The 14,304-nt window shown below is 58.2% G+C and carries 13 protein-coding genes and 5 tRNA genes; 5 read left to right on the top strand and 13 right to left on the bottom strand.

The features are described from left to right. The first annotated feature begins 10 nt into the window (after positions 1–10). The 4 genes from I2H19_RS01650 to I2H19_RS01635 all read left to right on the top strand — a co-directional run bounded on the left by I2H19_RS01650 (position 11) and on the right by I2H19_RS01635 (position 5,651). Positions 11–2,038 carry a bifunctional metallophosphatase/5'-nucleotidase gene (locus I2H19_RS01650; protein ID WP_195620888.1) on the top strand — a complete coding sequence of 676 codons (2,028 nt, stop codon included), beginning with the start codon at positions 11–13 and terminating at the stop codon, positions 2,036–2,038. A 129-nt stretch (positions 2,039–2,167) separates the two neighbouring features. Continuing rightward, positions 2,168–2,935, top strand: a complete 768-nt coding sequence (locus tag I2H19_RS01645) for a mechanosensitive ion channel family protein (RefSeq protein ID WP_195568938.1) — start codon at positions 2,168–2,170, stop codon at positions 2,933–2,935. A gap of 92 nt (positions 2,936–3,027) precedes the next feature. After that, a complete protein-coding gene (locus I2H19_RS01640; protein WP_195620884.1) occupies positions 3,028–4,944 on the top strand; it encodes a BMP family ABC transporter substrate-binding protein in 1,917 nt (638 codons plus the stop codon). After that, positions 4,941–5,651, top strand: a complete 711-nt coding sequence (locus I2H19_RS01635; RefSeq protein ID WP_195620875.1) for a metallophosphoesterase family protein — start codon at positions 4,941–4,943, stop codon at positions 5,649–5,651. The genes I2H19_RS01640 and I2H19_RS01635 overlap by 4 nt, the downstream gene beginning before the upstream one ends. Positions 5,652–5,776: 125 nt before the next feature. Here I2H19_RS01635 and rplA read toward each other — a convergent pair whose 3' ends face one another. The 11 genes from rplA to I2H19_RS01580 form a co-directional block, all read right to left on the bottom strand. Further along, positions 5,777–6,484 carry a 50S ribosomal protein L1 gene (gene rplA / locus I2H19_RS01630; RefSeq protein WP_022093892.1) on the bottom strand — a complete coding sequence of 236 codons (708 nt, stop codon included), beginning with the start codon at positions 6,482–6,484 and terminating at the stop codon, positions 5,777–5,779. A gap of 117 nt (positions 6,485–6,601) precedes the next feature. Continuing rightward, complete coding sequence (rplK, locus tag I2H19_RS01625; RefSeq protein WP_022093893.1) at positions 6,602–7,030, bottom strand: 50S ribosomal protein L11; 429 nt, start codon at positions 7,028–7,030, stop codon at positions 6,602–6,604. A 120-nt stretch (positions 7,031–7,150) separates the two neighbouring features. Further along, positions 7,151–7,687: a transcription termination/antitermination protein NusG gene (nusG, locus tag I2H19_RS01620; RefSeq protein WP_099432095.1), complete on the bottom strand. Its 537-nt coding sequence runs from the start codon at positions 7,685–7,687 to the stop codon at positions 7,151–7,153. Between the two features lie 3 nt (positions 7,688–7,690). Next, positions 7,691–8,029: a preprotein translocase subunit SecE gene (secE, locus tag I2H19_RS01615; protein ID WP_006234983.1), complete on the bottom strand. Its 339-nt coding sequence runs from the start codon at positions 8,027–8,029 to the stop codon at positions 7,691–7,693. 76 nt (positions 8,030–8,105) lie between these two features. Then, positions 8,106–8,181, bottom strand: a tRNA-Trp gene (locus tag I2H19_RS01610). A gap of 13 nt (positions 8,182–8,194) precedes the next feature. Continuing rightward, positions 8,195–8,344 (bottom strand): 50S ribosomal protein L33, encoded by a 150-nt coding sequence (rpmG, locus tag I2H19_RS01605; protein ID WP_022093895.1) that lies wholly within the window; start codon positions 8,342–8,344, stop codon positions 8,195–8,197. Between the two features lie 279 nt (positions 8,345–8,623). Then, positions 8,624–9,814: an elongation factor Tu gene (gene tuf / locus I2H19_RS01600; RefSeq protein WP_035137538.1), complete on the bottom strand. Its 1,191-nt coding sequence runs from the start codon at positions 9,812–9,814 to the stop codon at positions 8,624–8,626. Between the two features lie 96 nt (positions 9,815–9,910). Next, a tRNA-Met gene (locus tag I2H19_RS01595) sits at positions 9,911–9,987 on the bottom strand. 3 nt (positions 9,988–9,990) lie between these two features. Continuing rightward, positions 9,991–10,066, bottom strand: a tRNA-Thr gene (locus tag I2H19_RS01590). Positions 10,067–10,076: 10 nt separating this feature from the next. After that, a tRNA-Tyr gene (locus I2H19_RS01585) sits at positions 10,077–10,158 on the bottom strand. 813 nt (positions 10,159–10,971) lie between these two features. Next, positions 10,972–11,046: transfer RNA gene (locus I2H19_RS01580), tRNA-Thr, on the bottom strand. Positions 11,047–11,270: 224 nt separating this feature from the next. Between I2H19_RS01580 and I2H19_RS01575 the strand changes: the two genes are divergently transcribed. Beyond that, a complete protein-coding gene (locus tag I2H19_RS01575; RefSeq protein WP_195620874.1) occupies positions 11,271–12,611 on the top strand; it encodes a DNA-binding protein in 1,341 nt (446 codons plus the stop codon). 27 nt (positions 12,612–12,638) lie between these two features. On the opposite strand, the gene I2H19_RS01570 is transcribed toward I2H19_RS01575, so the two are convergent. After that, positions 12,639–13,316, bottom strand: coding sequence for an NYN domain-containing protein (locus tag I2H19_RS01570; RefSeq protein WP_006234978.1), 678 nt, complete (start codon positions 13,314–13,316; stop codon positions 12,639–12,641). A 3-nt stretch (positions 13,317–13,319) separates the two neighbouring features. Then, the gene (gene rlmB, locus I2H19_RS01565) at positions 13,320–14,234 is read right to left on the bottom strand and encodes a 23S rRNA (guanosine(2251)-2'-O)-methyltransferase RlmB (RefSeq protein WP_195620873.1); all 915 of its coding nucleotides are present in this window, start codon (positions 14,232–14,234) and stop codon (positions 13,320–13,322) included. Positions 14,235–14,304: the final 70 nt, after the last annotated feature.

Raw genomic sequence — 14,304 nt, 5'->3', positions numbered from 1 at the left:
GGAAACTGCCATGAAAAGACTCCCCCGCTTTGCGTTGGCCGCCGCGTTGTTTGCCGGCGCGCTCGCAGGCATCCCAAGCCTCGCTTTCGCGAGAAACCTGCCCGCCGCTATTGACGGCTCCGTGGCCGTCATGCACACCAACGATATCCACGGCAGCTACAAGTACAGCTACAACGCAAGCAAGGGCACCGGCACTGTGGGCTTTGACGGACTGGCGGTTCTCTATAGCGCCCAAAGCAGCGTCCCCGATCTTTTGCTCGATGCGGGCGACACCTTCCACGGACAGTCCTTCGCCACCATGAGCGAGGGCAAGAGCATCGCCGAGCTCATGGACACCTTCTACGCCGACGGCTACGACGCGACCACGCCAGGCAACCACGACTGGAGCTACGGTGCGGACAAACTCCGCACCATGACCGGCTACAGCACCACCGGCACGCCCTTCGCCATGCTCTGCGCGAACGCGAAGTCCACGAGCGGCGTATGGAGCTCGAGCATCACGAAGACGCTCGATCGCACCTGGGAGGATACCGAGGATCACTCCACATTCGACTACAAAATCAAGGTCGGCGTCGTGGGTGCCATGGATGAGTCGCTAGGTTCCTCGCTGCGCGCGGACCTGGTCGCGGGCACCAGCTTCTCGAGTGCCGCGAACGCCATCAATACCGAGGCAGAGCAGCTGCGCAAGGAGGGCTGCGATGTTGTTGTGTGCATCGCGCACACGCTCGACGCCAAGACCTTTGCCACGCGACTCCGTGGCGTCGATGCCCTTATCGCAGGCCACGAGCACATCAACCTTAACGAGAAGGTGACGGGAGCCGACGGCAAGACAATCCACGTTGTCGAGGCGGGCAGTGCCTTTGCCGAGGTAGGACTGCTTTCCATTCCGTACAAATACGACACGAATGGCACCGAGACGACCGACGATGACACGGTCACGGTCCCTGCAGACGGCAGCAACGAGAAGCTCTACACCGCCAAGGACGTAAACGCTCTTTTGACCGACCCCAACAAGGGCTCCGCCTATCAGAGCATCCTTGATGAGGTCCACAACAACAAGATCAAGCCGCTCGACGATGCCTTTAGCGCCGCATCGAGCGAGGTGCTCGGCACGAGCTCTACCAACTATTTCTACGGCGAGGACGCCGCAGGCACGCATGGCTGGGAAATGGTGCGCACCACCGATTTCCGCCCCAGCAAGGAGGGCGACACCACCAAGGCCCAGACCATCGGCCACGTGATTTGCGGCTCCTATCTTGCCCTGACGGGCGCGGACCTCGCTATCGAAAACGCTGGCGGCATCCGCGGCGGCATCGCGGCGGGCAACGTGACCGCCGGCAACGTCATCGCCATCTCGCCCTACGGCAACACCGTGGAGACCTGGACCATGACCGGCGCGGACTTCCTCGCAGCGCTCGAGCACTCGCTACAAATCAGCGACGATTGCAACGACAGCTACGAGCTTCAGCAGGCTTATGTGGCGGCCGGTCACACCGAGCAGGAGGCGCAAGACAAGTACAAGTGGCGCGATGACTCTGGCAGCGTTCTCTCCTTTGGCGGCATCAACGTGACGATTGATTGGACGCAGCCCGAAGGCAAGCACATTGTGAGTGCCACACTCACCAAAGATGGCAGCACGCTCGACCCCGCCAAGACCTATACCGTCGCCACCAACAACTACATCATCACCAACACGACCGACTTCCCCACCTTCGCAAACGCCACCAAGCACACCGAGTGGGGTACCTGCGAGTCAGCGCTAAGGGCGCTGATCGGGCAGAACAGCTGGGAGAGCAAGATGGCCTCGCTCGCGGGCACCATCAGCTTTGGCTCCGCTGCCGTGGACCCCACGCCCACACCGGCCCCGACGCCTAAGCCCTCACCTAAGACGGACACGACGACCACGAAGGTCATCACCAAGAAGACGACCGGTAAGCTCGCTGCAACGGGAGACCGCACGCTGGCAGTAGTTGGCGCGTGCCTTATCGGCGGCATCATCGTCATCATCCTCGGCATTATCTGGAAGCGTCGACGCTAAGCTACACCGCCGGGCCTTACAGCCCCGCCGCGTAAACCTTATATCGAGCACAGAAGCCCGTCCGAATTTGATCGGACGGGCTTCTTGGTGGGTATCATGGTTGGACGATCATAAGGAGGTTTTCCCTACATGGAATTGTTTGAGCCGATTCTTCATTTCTTTGAGCAACGGTGGGTCCACAACATCATCTGGGCCGTCATCTTGGCGATAGGCACCGCCGTCGCCACCAAGGTCGTATCCAAGACCCTGCGTCACCTGCTCAATCGCGACGACAACCCGCTTCCGGCATCGAGCATCTTCATCAACATCGCACGCGCCGTCATCTGGATGATCGGCGGCAGCTTTATCCTCGACAACTGCTTTGGCATTAACGCAAACGCGCTCGTCGCCGCTCTTGGCGTCGGCGGCATCGCCATCTCGCTCGGCTTTCAGGACACGCTGTCAAACCTTATCGGCGGCATGCAGGTTACGTTTATGGGCATCATCAAGCCTGGCGACAATATCGAAGTCGGCGGCGTGTCGGGCGTGGTCCAGGACATCACCTGGCGCCACACGACCATCGAAGATGCCTGCGGGCAGACCATCATCGTCCCCAACTCCAACATCTCCAAGAACACGCTCGTGCATTTGATGCCCTTTGGGCGCGTGGCTGTGCCCGTTGCCGTAAAGGACACGTCCAAGTGGGCCTCGCTCGACGCGCTGGCAGACGAGCTGACCAGCGCCACCAAGGCCGCCGTGCTTCCCATCTCGGGCTTTGACAAGGAGCCGTATGTGCTCTTTAGCGAGATCGGCGACTTTGGCATCAAGGGCAAGATCATCTTTATCGTCAGCGACGACAGCACCACTTTCACCGCTGCCGACGCCTGCATCCGCGCCATCGCCCCCATCATTGCCTAAACCACCACAAAGGGGACAGGCACCTTTGTTGTGGTTTTCATTCGTGGTACCATGGTTTATATAGTTGTTTAAACGACTAAGGGAGCAACATCATGGAAGAGGCCTACCGTCAAGCACGCAAGCGCGGCGAGCAAGGACGTCGACGCGCCATTAGTCAAAGCGAGTATCCGTACCTCACGGACCTCGATAGCTTGGTTGCCCAGCTCCCCTTAGGCCAGCGAGAGAATGTCGGCCTGAGAGACATTCCGCTCGAAATGGTCGTCGGTACGGTTACCAAGGGCCGTCAGTCCGCCTTTTCATGCAACTTTATGCCCCTGCTGCCGTTTGGCACCGAGTTCGCCCGCAAGTGGTCCAACCTCTACGACATCCAGGTAACCGAGGGTTATCGCGACCCCATCATCGTCACCGAGTTCATGCATCGGTTCTATGTCCAGGAAGGCAACAAACGCGTCAGTGTCCTCAAATTCCTGGACGCTCCGACGGTTTCGGCCAAGGTCACCCGTCTCTACCCCGGCACATGGGATTCCGTCGAAAGCCGCCTGTACGGCGAGTTCTGCGCGTTTTGGCGCGTCTGCCCCCTATACGAGATCGAGTTCTCGCGTGAGGGAAGCTACGAGACGCTCGCCAAGATGCTCGGTCAGAACCTTATCGAAAAATGGCCGCAGAAAAAGGTCGACTACCTGCGCCACACCTTCCTGCTCTTTAAGCGCGCCTACCTTCGCGCAGGCGGCGACCACCTGGACATTACGCCCGCCGACGCCATGCTCGTCTACCTCAATGTGTACAACCAGGACCGCCTGCTGGATACGCCGACGGATATCGTCGTAAACCGCCTGTGCAAGATTTGGCGCGAGCTGGTCATTGCCGGCAAAAATGACGAGGACAAAGTCGATCTTGTCGAAGCACCGAGCGTCGACGAGGAGGAGACGCCCGCCAAGTCCACCTCCGGCGTGCTCAACCTCTTTATGGGCAAGACCGTCTATTCGGCGGCCAACCCCCTGCGCATCGCCTTTATCCATGAGTTCCCCTGTGCGACGTCGAGCTGGGACAGCCTGCACGACCAAGGGCGTCAGTATCTCGATGAGCACTTTGGCGGTATCGTGCGCACCGAGGCGTTCGAGGACTGTCACGATCCGGATGTGTTCTACGCCGCCGTGGAAACGGCTGTCAAACATGGAGCAAACGTCATCTTCTCGACCTCGCACCGCCTGATGGAATACACGCTCAGGGCTGCCGTTGAGTATCCCCGGGTTCGGTTCCTCAACTGCTCTATCGGCCTTCCCCATCAAAGCGTACGCTCGTACTTTGGCAAGATGTACGAGGCCAAGTTTCTCCTGGGCGCCCTTGCCGCCAGCATGGCGGACAACCACCGCATCGGTTACCACGCGTCGGTCTTCGCCTCGGGCGCACTCAGCGAGATCAACGCCTTTGCGATTGGCGCCTCGCTGCTCGACCCCCGTGCGCAAATCATCCTGACCTGGGGCGATGTGCCCGCCGGAGGCCTTGCCGAGGCCATGTGCCGCGAAGGCGTGAGCGTCATGACCGGCGCTGACATGTCAAAGTCGCTCGAAGACCCTACGGCCTACGGACTCCACCGCCTGGTCGATGGCAAGGTTTCCGGCATCGCCATGCCGGTATGGAACTGGGGCCGTTACTACGAGCTCATCGTTCGCAGCCTTCTTCACGGCACGTGGGACGAGACCAGCGACGACAACCAAGTGCGCGCTGTCAACTACTGGTATGGCATGAGCTCCGGCGTTATCGACATCCGTTACGCTCCGGGCCTACCCTACCAAACGCGCAAACTCGTGCAGTTGCTCCGCAACGGCATTGTTGAGGGATCCATCAACCCCTTTGGCGGCGAGCTCCACAGCCAGAACGGCGTGGTACAGATCGAAGGCTTCCCTCCGCTGCCGAGCACGCAGATTGTCGAGATGAATTGGCTGGCGGACAACGTGGTAGGCACCATTCCGCAGCTCGACGATGAGCCGAAAGTCCCTGCCCTATGAAAATCCTTGCCATAGCCGATACCGAAGAACGATGCCTTTGGGAGTGCTTTCGCAAGGAACGCTTTGAGGGAGTCGACCTGATTTTGTCCGCCGGCGATCTGGACCCGGACTATCTTGAGTTTTTGGTTACGGTCATCAACAAACCGCTCATCTACGTGCGCGGCAATCACGATGACCGCTACGCACGTCATGCACCGGGTGGATGTATCTGCGTAGAGGACAGCGTGTACACGTACCGAGGGATTCGCATTGCGGGCCTTGGCGGGTCCATGCGTTATCGCGACGGCGCCAACATGTACACCGAACGCGAGATGTCCAAGCGCATGCGTAAGCTGTCGCGTAAGGTTAGGATGGTCGGCGGGTGCGACATTCTGCTTACCCATGCACCCGCCGCCGGTATGGGTGATCTGGACGATCTGCCGCATCGAGGATTCGAGTGCTTTAACACAGCACTCGAATCCTGGAATCCCGACTACATGGTGCACGGGCATGTGCACCAAAGCTACGGTTGCGATTTTCAGCGCGAGCGTCAGCATGTGTGTGGAACGACGATCATCAACGCCTGCGGCTATACGCAGTTTGAGCTCGACCAGACGCACTACCCCATCCGCGGCTGGCAAGCAGCTTGGCTCAACTCACAAACCATACGCCGCGAGCTCAAACGCCACGAAGCCATCGAGCCCTCAACGGCCAGAACACTCTGGTAACCACCACAAAGAGGACACTGTCCCCTTTGAGGTGGTTTTGACGCGATAGCAAGAAACCCGGTCCTGCGCAAGGCAGAACCGGGTTTCTTTAGCAATGCTTGCTTTGCTCAAGCAGTAACTAGCAGTTACTCAGCCAGGAAGTCACGCTGGACAGCGGGATCGACCTTGACGCCAGGGCCCATGGTGGAAGACACGGAGATGGACTTGACGTACTTGCCCTTAGCAGAAGAGGGCTTGACGCGCAGGATCTCGGTGTACAGGGCAGCGTAGTTCTCGACGAGCTGCTGCTCAGAGAAGGACTTCTTGCCCAGGGGCACGTGGCAGATGCCGTAGCGGTCGGCGCGGTACTCAACGCGGCCAGCCTTGAGCTCGGAGACCATCTTGGCGACGTCCATGGTCACAGTGCCGAGCTTGGGGTTCGGCATGAGGCCACGGGGACCAAGGATCTTACCGATGCGGCCAACCTTGGCCATCATGTTCGGCGTAGCGATAGCGGCGTCGAAGTTGATCTCGCCCTTCTGAATCTGGGCGACGAGCTCGTCGGAACCGATGATGTCGGCGCCGGCAGCCTCAGCCTCGCGGGCCTTCTCGCCCTCGGCAAAGACGGCAACACGAACGGTCTTGCCGGTGCCGTGGGGCAGGGAGATGGAACCACGGATGTTCTGGTCAGCCTTACGAGTATCGATGCCCAGACGGAAGTGAGCCTCGACGGTCTCGTCGAACTTGGCGGTGTCGAGCTCCTTGATGAGCTTGGCAGCCTGAAGGGGGGTGTAGAGCGTGGCGCGGTCGATCTTCTCGGCAGCGGCGTTATAGCTCTTACCATGCTTAGCCATGTGCATTACCTCCTGTGGTTAAACGGGCGTGAGCCCTCCCACATCGTATCGTGTGCCCTATTGCACACATTTAACGGGCGCCCCGGTCGGAGCACCCGCCGTTACCATAAGAAATCGCTACTCAGCGATGGTGACGCCCATGGAACGGGCGGTACCGGCGATGATCTTCTTGGCGGCGTCAATGTCGTTGGCATTGAGGTCCGGCATCTTGATCTCGGCGATCTTGGTGAGCTGCTCCTGGGAGAGCTGACCAACCTTGTCAGCCTGGGGCTTAGCGGAACCAGACTTGAGGTTCAGCTCCTTCTTGATAAGGTGAGCCGCCGGCGGGGTCTTGGTGATGAAGGAGAAGGACTTGTCCTCGTAGACAGAGATCTCAACGGGGATGATGTCACCCTTCTTGTCCTGCGTCTCGGCGTTAAAGGCCTGGCAGAACTGCATGATGTTCACGCCAGCAGCGCCCAGGGCGGGGCCGACGGGAGGAGCAGGGTTTGCTGCACCAGCAGGAATCTGGAGCTTAATGACGTTGGCAACCTTCTTCTCAGCCATGGTCATTCCTTTCGAATCACGAGTGTGAAGTACTTGCTATATCGTAAGCACGCACGTGTTAGAAGCACTCCTGAGATGAGCAGTCACAGAAGAAGCACGCTCGCGCGAACGGACGAAAACTTAAGCGATGACAGCGACCTGGTTAAAGTCGAGCTCGACCGGCGTCTCGCGGCCAAAGATCATCAGCGTGACCTTGAGCTTGCCAGCCTCGGTGTTAACCTCGGAGACCTTGCCATCAAAGTCGGTAAGCGGGCCATCGGTGACGCGGACGGACGTACCGACCTCAATATCAACCGAGGTGCGCTTGGGCGAATCGCCCTTACCGGGACGACGAGTCATCTTGTTGTACTCGTCGCGGGAAAGCGGAGCGGGCTTGCCGTTGCCGCCTAGGAAACCGGTGACGCCAGGCGTGTTACGAACACACGTCCAAGCATCATCATCCATCTCCATGCGGACAAGGACATAACCCGGGAAAATCTTGGAATCCTTGGTCTCACGCTTGCCACCCTCTTTAATCTCGGTGACACGCTCCATAGGAATCTCGATATCAAAGATACGGTCCTGCATGCCCATAGTCTCGATTCGATGCTCGAGATCGGACTTAACACGGTTCTCGTATCCAGAGTAAGTGTGAACGACGTACCAACGCTTAGACATGGTTTAGCCCCTCAATCCAGAGAACAGAGCAAGAGCCTCGCCAAAGCCAGCATCGAGCAGAGCGATGACGACGCCGACGACGATCAGAGAAGCGCAAACGACGACCGAGTAGTTCACGAGCTCCTTCTTATCGGGCCACGTGACACGCTTCATCTCGGACTTGACCGAAGCGAAATACTTCTTGGTGCGGGCGAAGAAACCAGGCTTCTCGTTCTTCTTGGACTTCGCAGCCTTCTCGTTCTTCTTGGCAACGGCCTTCTTGGCCTCAACCTTGGAGTTGGCGGCAGCGTTGTTGGCAGGCGCCTGCTGCTGAGCCTTCTTCTTGTTCTTCTTGTTGGCCATTTGGGTTACCTCCGCGCAATGCGCTTATACATGAGTAAACCGTAAGCCCCCAATTGGGAGCTTACGGAATAATGACTGGCACGCCAGGAAGGACTCGAACCCTCAACACTCGGTTTTGGAGACCGATGCTCTACCAATTGAACTACTGGCGTATGTGACTAGAGACTAGCGAGTCTCTTTGTGCAGCGTGTGGTGACGGCACCAGGGGCAATACTTCTTGATCTCCATACGATCAGGCATGGTCGACTTGTTCTTGGTGGTCGTATAGTTGCGGCGCTTGCACTCAGTGCACGCAAGAGTAACTAGAGTACGCATGTATCCTGAACCTTTCATTTCCGCCCCGTACGGGCACGAGTTGTTACTTTATCAGCTCCACGTAAGTGCTGTCAATGAAAACCTCGAGTCAATTGGTTCTCGGTGGATCCATTCATATTTGGAACACATCAATGAAGCCATCGAGATCTAATCGACGGTGCATCCAGGACCATTGTCGATCCTCTCGACACCAGCAACGGCTCAATATCCATTGCAGAAAAGAACCCGGCACCCATATAAGTGCCGGGTTCTCTAAGTCAGCTATATCAAAGAGCTAATTTACTCAATGATCGTGGAGACGATGCCCGAACCGACGGTGTGGCCACCCTCGCGGATAGCGAAGCGCAGGCCCTCCTCCATGGCGATCGGGTGGATGAGGTCGCCCTCGATGGTGATGTGGTCACCAGGCATAGCCATCTCGGTGCCCTCGGGGAGCTTGACCGTACCGGTAACGTCGGTGGTACGGAAGTAGAACTGAGGACGATAACCATCGAAGAACGGGGTGTGACGGCCGCCCTCCTCCTTGGTCAGAACGTAGATCTCACCGGTGAACTTGGTGTGCGGGGTAACCGAACCGGGCTTGCAGAGAACCTGGCCGCGCTCGATGTCCTCGCGCTTGATGCCGCGGAGCAGCAGACCGACGTTGTCGCCAGCCTCGCAGAAGTCCATGGACTTACGGAACATCTCGATACCGGTAACGACGGTGTTCTGGGTATCCTTGATGCCGACGATCTCGACGGGCTCGTTGAGCTTGAGCTCACCGCGCTCGACACGGCCGGTAGCAACGGTACCACGGCCGGAGATGGTCATAACGTCCTCAACGGCCATCAGGAAGGGGAGGTCGTTGTTACGAGCAGGCGTCGGGATGTACTCGTCGACGGCCTTCATGAGCTCGCGGATAGCGTCCATCCACTTGGCGTCGCCCTCGAGAGCGCCCAGAGCGGAACCACGGATGACGGGAATGTCGTCGCCGGGGAAATCGTACTCGGAGAGGAGCTCACGGGTCTCCATCTCGACGAGGTCGATGAGCTCGTCATCGTCGACCATGTCGCACTTGTTCAGGAAGACGACGATGTAGGGAACGCCGACCTGACGGGCGAGCAGGATGTGCTCGCGGGTCTGAGCCATGGGGCCGTCGGTAGCGGCGATGACCAGGATAGCGCCGTCCATCTGAGCAGCACCGGAGATCATGTTCTTGACGTAGTCAGCGTGGCCCGGGCAGTCAACGTGAGCGTAGTGACGGGCAGCAGTCTCGTACTCGACGTGGGAGACGGAGATCGTAATGCCGCGCTCGCGCTCCTCGGGAGCCTTGTCGATGTTCTCGAACGCAGTGAAGTCAGCCTTGCAGCCCTCGGTCTCGGAGAGAACCTTGGTGATGGCAGCGGTCAGCGTGGTCTTGCCGTGGTCGACGTGACCAATGGTGCCGATGTTAACATGCGGCTTAGTGCGCTCAAACTTCTCTTTGGCCATAAAGCCCTCCTCTAAACAGGTCGTCCCCGGACGGGACTTTGCCTTTATACCATAGTGGCCTCTCAACATACTATTGAGAAGCCACCGTGTTACCTATGGTAGCGGTGACTGGATTCGAACCAGTGACGCCACGGGTATGAACCGTGTGCTCTAACCAACTGAGCTACACCGCCGGATGGAGCCTGCAACCAGACTTGAACTGGTGACCTCTTCGTTACCAACGAAGTGCTCTACCGACTGAGCTATACAGGCACTTGACGGGTGGGAGCTATAGGATTCGAACCTATGTAGGCAGAGCCAACGGGTTTACAGCCCGTCCCCATTAACCACTCGGGCAAACTCCCAATCGTTCAAGTATCCGCAGGTCCTTTGGTCTTTTGGACCGCCGCCCCCGCGAACGAAAAAGATAATACGATGCAACCTTGGGGGCTGTCAACGAAAACCTCTAGATACACGGTGCCGGGCGTATCTATATAGCTGTGACCTGCGGTTTTGTTGAGTTTGGATATGAAGGACGGTGGATTTGGCTACGCTTGTGACATTTCACGAGGGAACACTTTGTCACGGTGGAGTACATCTGCAGCATCGACCTTCGATACCAGCTTATTTGCACCTATTTATAGGTCGAGATCGGGGCTGCCCAGACAGAAGATTGCTCTTCCCAGGCAAAATCGAGCGTGGATTTTCTTCCGTTTGAAATCGAGCGTGGATAATCTCCCACTTTGCCGTGCCATCGAATCCAAAGTGGCAGATTATCCACGCTCATTCACTAGGCGGAAGATTTTCCACGCTCGTGTGTCCGATAATCCACGCTCGATGACGATGACCAACCTCGCCCCGGCCTATGTCTCGACCTGTAACAGTAAGAGGGTTATTCCTCCCCTATCTGTTACAGATCGAGATGTTTCGCAGAAACCCCCGCTTACGTCTCATTCTGTAACAGTAAGAACGGTTTTCAGCCTCTTCGTGTTACGGATCGAGATGTTATCGGCCTTCCCTTGGCAATGTTTCGATCTGTAACTATAAGGAGGGTCTTCAGCCCACTCGTGTTACGGATCGAGACAAACCTGAAGCTTGGTTGGCGCCAAACACGCTGACTTATCGACATAAATAGAAACGGGCCCTGTCCCACAAGGAAACAGAGCCCGAAACTCTCATGGAGCCAGTGACAGGAATCGAACCTGCAACCCACTGATTACAAATCAGTTGCGCTACCGTTGCGCCACACTGGCACACTTGGCGCTTTCACGCGAAGCGAGTTAAGAATAAAGGAATTGCGGACGGGGCGCAACAGGCCGCACGGCGTTATACAAATATGCAAAATCCAGCAACAACGCGTACCAGGCCCGTTCATTTCTGTCAGTGCGCCCTCAATCTTAAAACCATTCGCCAGAACGAATAGTTTTAATTACAATTGCTATATATAAAACTATTCGTTCTGGCGAAGGGTTTCGCGATGCTTACTACCAAAGAAGCCGCCGAGCTGCTCGGCATCACTCCGCGCAGGGTGCAGGAGCTCATAAAAAACGGAGCACTTGAGGCCCGCAAGGCTTCTGGTGTATGGCTCATCGACAAAGACAGCGTCGACACGCGACTCCGCTCCGTGACCAAAACGGGGGGACGTCCCCGCCGCGGCCACGGTAAGAGCGAGATCGCGTTCACCCTCATGAATCGCACGCACGAAGTCGCTCAGCTGGTCTACAGTACATCGCGAAAAGACTTTACCCACATCGGTGCCGACATCGATTACGCCCACGCCCCTATTGGAGTATTTGGCCCTAATAGCCCCATATCGCTAGACTCCTTCCGCATCTGGTGGCGCGGCCGCGGTATCCCGCTCGCACGCATTGGGCTAGCCTCCCTGCTTGCAGAAGCCGCAGTCGATGTTCCCGATGAACTCGTCCAGCGAAATCTCGGCCTCTCCTTATCCGACCAGTATTGGATTAGGCCCCAAGGTTCCGGTCTCACCTGGGAGGATATCAACTTCTTCAATAACGCCTTTGATGACGTCTCGCTGTCCATTGCACCCTTTGCCCCAGAGGGAAAAGCGGCTGCCGCAAAGCCCGATAACACCTCGGACGGCAATCTTCAAAAGTACTGGACGTGCGAGGACGAACGTCGAATTCTGCATAAGGCAGGAGCGCACCTGGACCAGGAACCTTATAACGAGCTGGTGGCGACCGCGCTCCACCGTCGCATCCTAAACGCCTGCGATTATGTGCCTTACTCGCTCGAGGGCACGGGCACTTCCGCCCTGAGCACATGCGATGTCTTCTTAACTGATGAAGAAGAGTATGTCCCTGCGTTCTATGTAAACCAGCACGCAAACGCAGATGAATGGCTAACCGACTACGAGCGATATGTAGCAAACTGCGAGGAGCTCGGGGTGACAGGCGTCAAGGATGCCCTTGACCGCATGATCGTATGTGACGACATCATTGCCAACTACGATCGTCATTGGCGCAACTTCGGCCTCGTGCGAAACGTAAACACGCAAGCTTGCAGACCTGCCCCCATCTTCGATTCGGGCTCATCGCTCTGGTGCAACATATCACTAGAGGAGCTTAGGGCGGGAGAGCACAGTTTTACCAGCGCACAATTTCATTCAAGCCCCGCCAAACAAATGTTGCTCGTCGAGGACATGGGCTGGTTTGACGGCGACAAACTCGAGGGCTTTGTCGACGAGGCGATCGAGATTCTGTCTAAAAACGATGCCCTAGCAGCGAGACTGCCTTATCTAAAAGAGGCGCTAACGTGGCGCCTCGAAAGAGTGATCGACATCGCTGAATGGAGTTAGCGAGGCAGCATTGCCCCGCCAACTCCCTTACCGCCCGCGCAGGGCCTTAAGCTTTGCCAGGGCATCGGGGCTCAGGCGGCTGCCCAGGGTCATCTTGATCTGGGGTGCTTCCTCGGCCTCATGCACGTCGTTATCGATCTGTTTGATCTCGTCCACCAGCATACGGCTCGAGATGCGTGTAACGCCCTTGCCCATGACGACGGCCTGGATCGTGCCGTCACTCGACACCACGGAGCACGCGCGGCCTTCCTCGCGTGCCTCGATGCAGAGCTTCTGCACCACGGTATCGGCCGATACGCCCGTCGGCGAGAACTCGATGCGCACGCCGCGAGCAGGCAGGTTGGGGCGCTCGCTGGAGATGTTTCCCGCGCCGTCAAAGACGATCACAGCCTCGTAGCGGCCTTGGGCAAACGCGGCAACGTCGTTGATGAGGGCGGTGCGCGCCATATCGTGAACGTCGCTGGAATACGGATCGTCGGAATGGTCGTAGACGAGCTTTTCGTAGCGTGGCGTGCAGTGGATCACGTTGTAGCCGTCGACCACCAGCAGCTCGGGCTTGTTGGAGTGCACCGTCGAGACCGGGTCGGCGATAGCCTGCGCAAACGCATTGCCGCCCACGCCGTAGGTCGCGGCCGAAACAATCGGCTTGGCCGAACCCTCGCCAAAGCGCTTGGCCTTGGACTTGGCACGGTTCTTTTTGGACATGCTCTACTCCTCCCCCATGAGCTCGCCGGCGTTGCGGCGCAGCCACTCAAAGCACAACGCCGTGGTCGCCTGGGCAACATTGAGGCTCTCGGTCATGCCGCGCTGGGGAAGCTTGGTCAAAAAGTCGCATTTCTCGAGCACCAGGCGCGAGATGCCGTCGCCCTCGGAGCCCATGACGAGCGCCACGCGGCCCTCGAAGGGAGCATCCCAGCAACTGCCTTCGGCGTGCTCGGAGGCACCGCCCACCCAAAAGCCAGCGCCCTTAAGATCGTCGAGCGCACGGGCGATGTTGGGCACCTGCACGATAGGCAGATGCATGACGGCGCCGGCTGAAGTTTTGTAGCTGCCCACGGTCACGCCGGCGGCACGCTTGTTGGCGATGATGACGCCCGCTGCGCCCACAACCTCGGCAGAGCGCACGATGGCGCCAAAGTTACCGTCGTCGGTCACATGGTCGAGCACAACGACAAGCGCCGGACCGTCGCCCGCGCGATCGAGGATGTCGGCGACATCGGCATAGGGGAAGTTGCCAACCTCGAGCGCAATGCCCTGGTGAGCGCCATGGCTCGACAGCGCATCGAGCTGCGCGCGTGGAACGAACTTAATGCGGACACCTGCGGCGTTGAGGTCATCGACCAGGCGCGACAAGGCGGCATCGCGCTCCCCGCCCTCGGCAATGAGCGCGCACTTGATGGGAAAACCAGTGCGTAGCGCCTCGGCGGCAGCACGACGACCTTCGATAAACTCGCCCTTGGGAGCCTGGACAGCGTCGCGGTTGCGATCGCGCTGCGGACGTGCGGCCTGGGTGCGATCGCGCTGGCCCTTGGGAGCGGCAGCGCGATCATTGCGGCGAATCGGACGCGAGCCAGAAGCAGCCTGCTTGCCGCCACGAGGCGCACGCTTGCGATTGTCGGCCATAGGACGGCCTCCTTAAATAGATAACGAACAAGAATCGACCGTCCGAGCCACGGCACCTTGCCTTTCAATC

This window comes from Collinsella aerofaciens, assembly GCF_015560135.1.
In the GTDB taxonomy this organism is placed as follows: domain Bacteria; phylum Actinomycetota; class Coriobacteriia; order Coriobacteriales; family Coriobacteriaceae; genus Collinsella; species Collinsella aerofaciens_AN.
The sequence above is the reverse complement of the archived record's forward strand: the minus strand, read 5'-3'. Positions and strand labels throughout refer to the sequence as shown.

Coding starts and splice junctions, on each gene's coding strand:
- nusG (WP_099432095.1), bottom strand. CDS start 7,687: ATGTCTAAGCGTTGGTACGTCGTTCACACTTACTCTGGATACGAGAAC.
- I2H19_RS01575 (WP_195620874.1), top strand. CDS start 11,271: ATGCTTACTACCAAAGAAGCCGCCGAGCTGCTCGGCATCACTCCGCGC.
- rlmB (WP_195620873.1), bottom strand. CDS start 14,234: ATGGCCGACAATCGCAAGCGTGCGCCTCGTGGCGGCAAGCAGGCTGCT.
- I2H19_RS01635 (WP_195620875.1), top strand. CDS start 4,941: ATGAAAATCCTTGCCATAGCCGATACCGAAGAACGATGCCTTTGGGAG.
- I2H19_RS01650 (WP_195620888.1), top strand. CDS start 11: ATGAAAAGACTCCCCCGCTTTGCGTTGGCCGCCGCGTTGTTTGCCGGC.
- I2H19_RS01645 (WP_195568938.1), top strand. CDS start 2,168: ATGGAATTGTTTGAGCCGATTCTTCATTTCTTTGAGCAACGGTGGGTC.
- rpmG (WP_022093895.1), bottom strand. CDS start 8,344: ATGCGTACTCTAGTTACTCTTGCGTGCACTGAGTGCAAGCGCCGCAAC.
- rplA (WP_022093892.1), bottom strand. CDS start 6,484: ATGGCTAAGCATGGTAAGAGCTATAACGCCGCTGCCGAGAAGATCGAC.
- I2H19_RS01570 (WP_006234978.1), bottom strand. CDS start 13,316: ATGTCCAAAAAGAACCGTGCCAAGTCCAAGGCCAAGCGCTTTGGCGAG.
- secE (WP_006234983.1), bottom strand. CDS start 8,029: ATGGCCAACAAGAAGAACAAGAAGAAGGCTCAGCAGCAGGCGCCTGCC.
- tuf (WP_035137538.1), bottom strand. CDS start 9,814: ATGGCCAAAGAGAAGTTTGAGCGCACTAAGCCGCATGTTAACATCGGC.
- rplK (WP_022093893.1), bottom strand. CDS start 7,030: ATGGCTGAGAAGAAGGTTGCCAACGTCATTAAGCTCCAGATTCCTGCT.
- I2H19_RS01640 (WP_195620884.1), top strand. CDS start 3,028: ATGGAAGAGGCCTACCGTCAAGCACGCAAGCGCGGCGAGCAAGGACGT.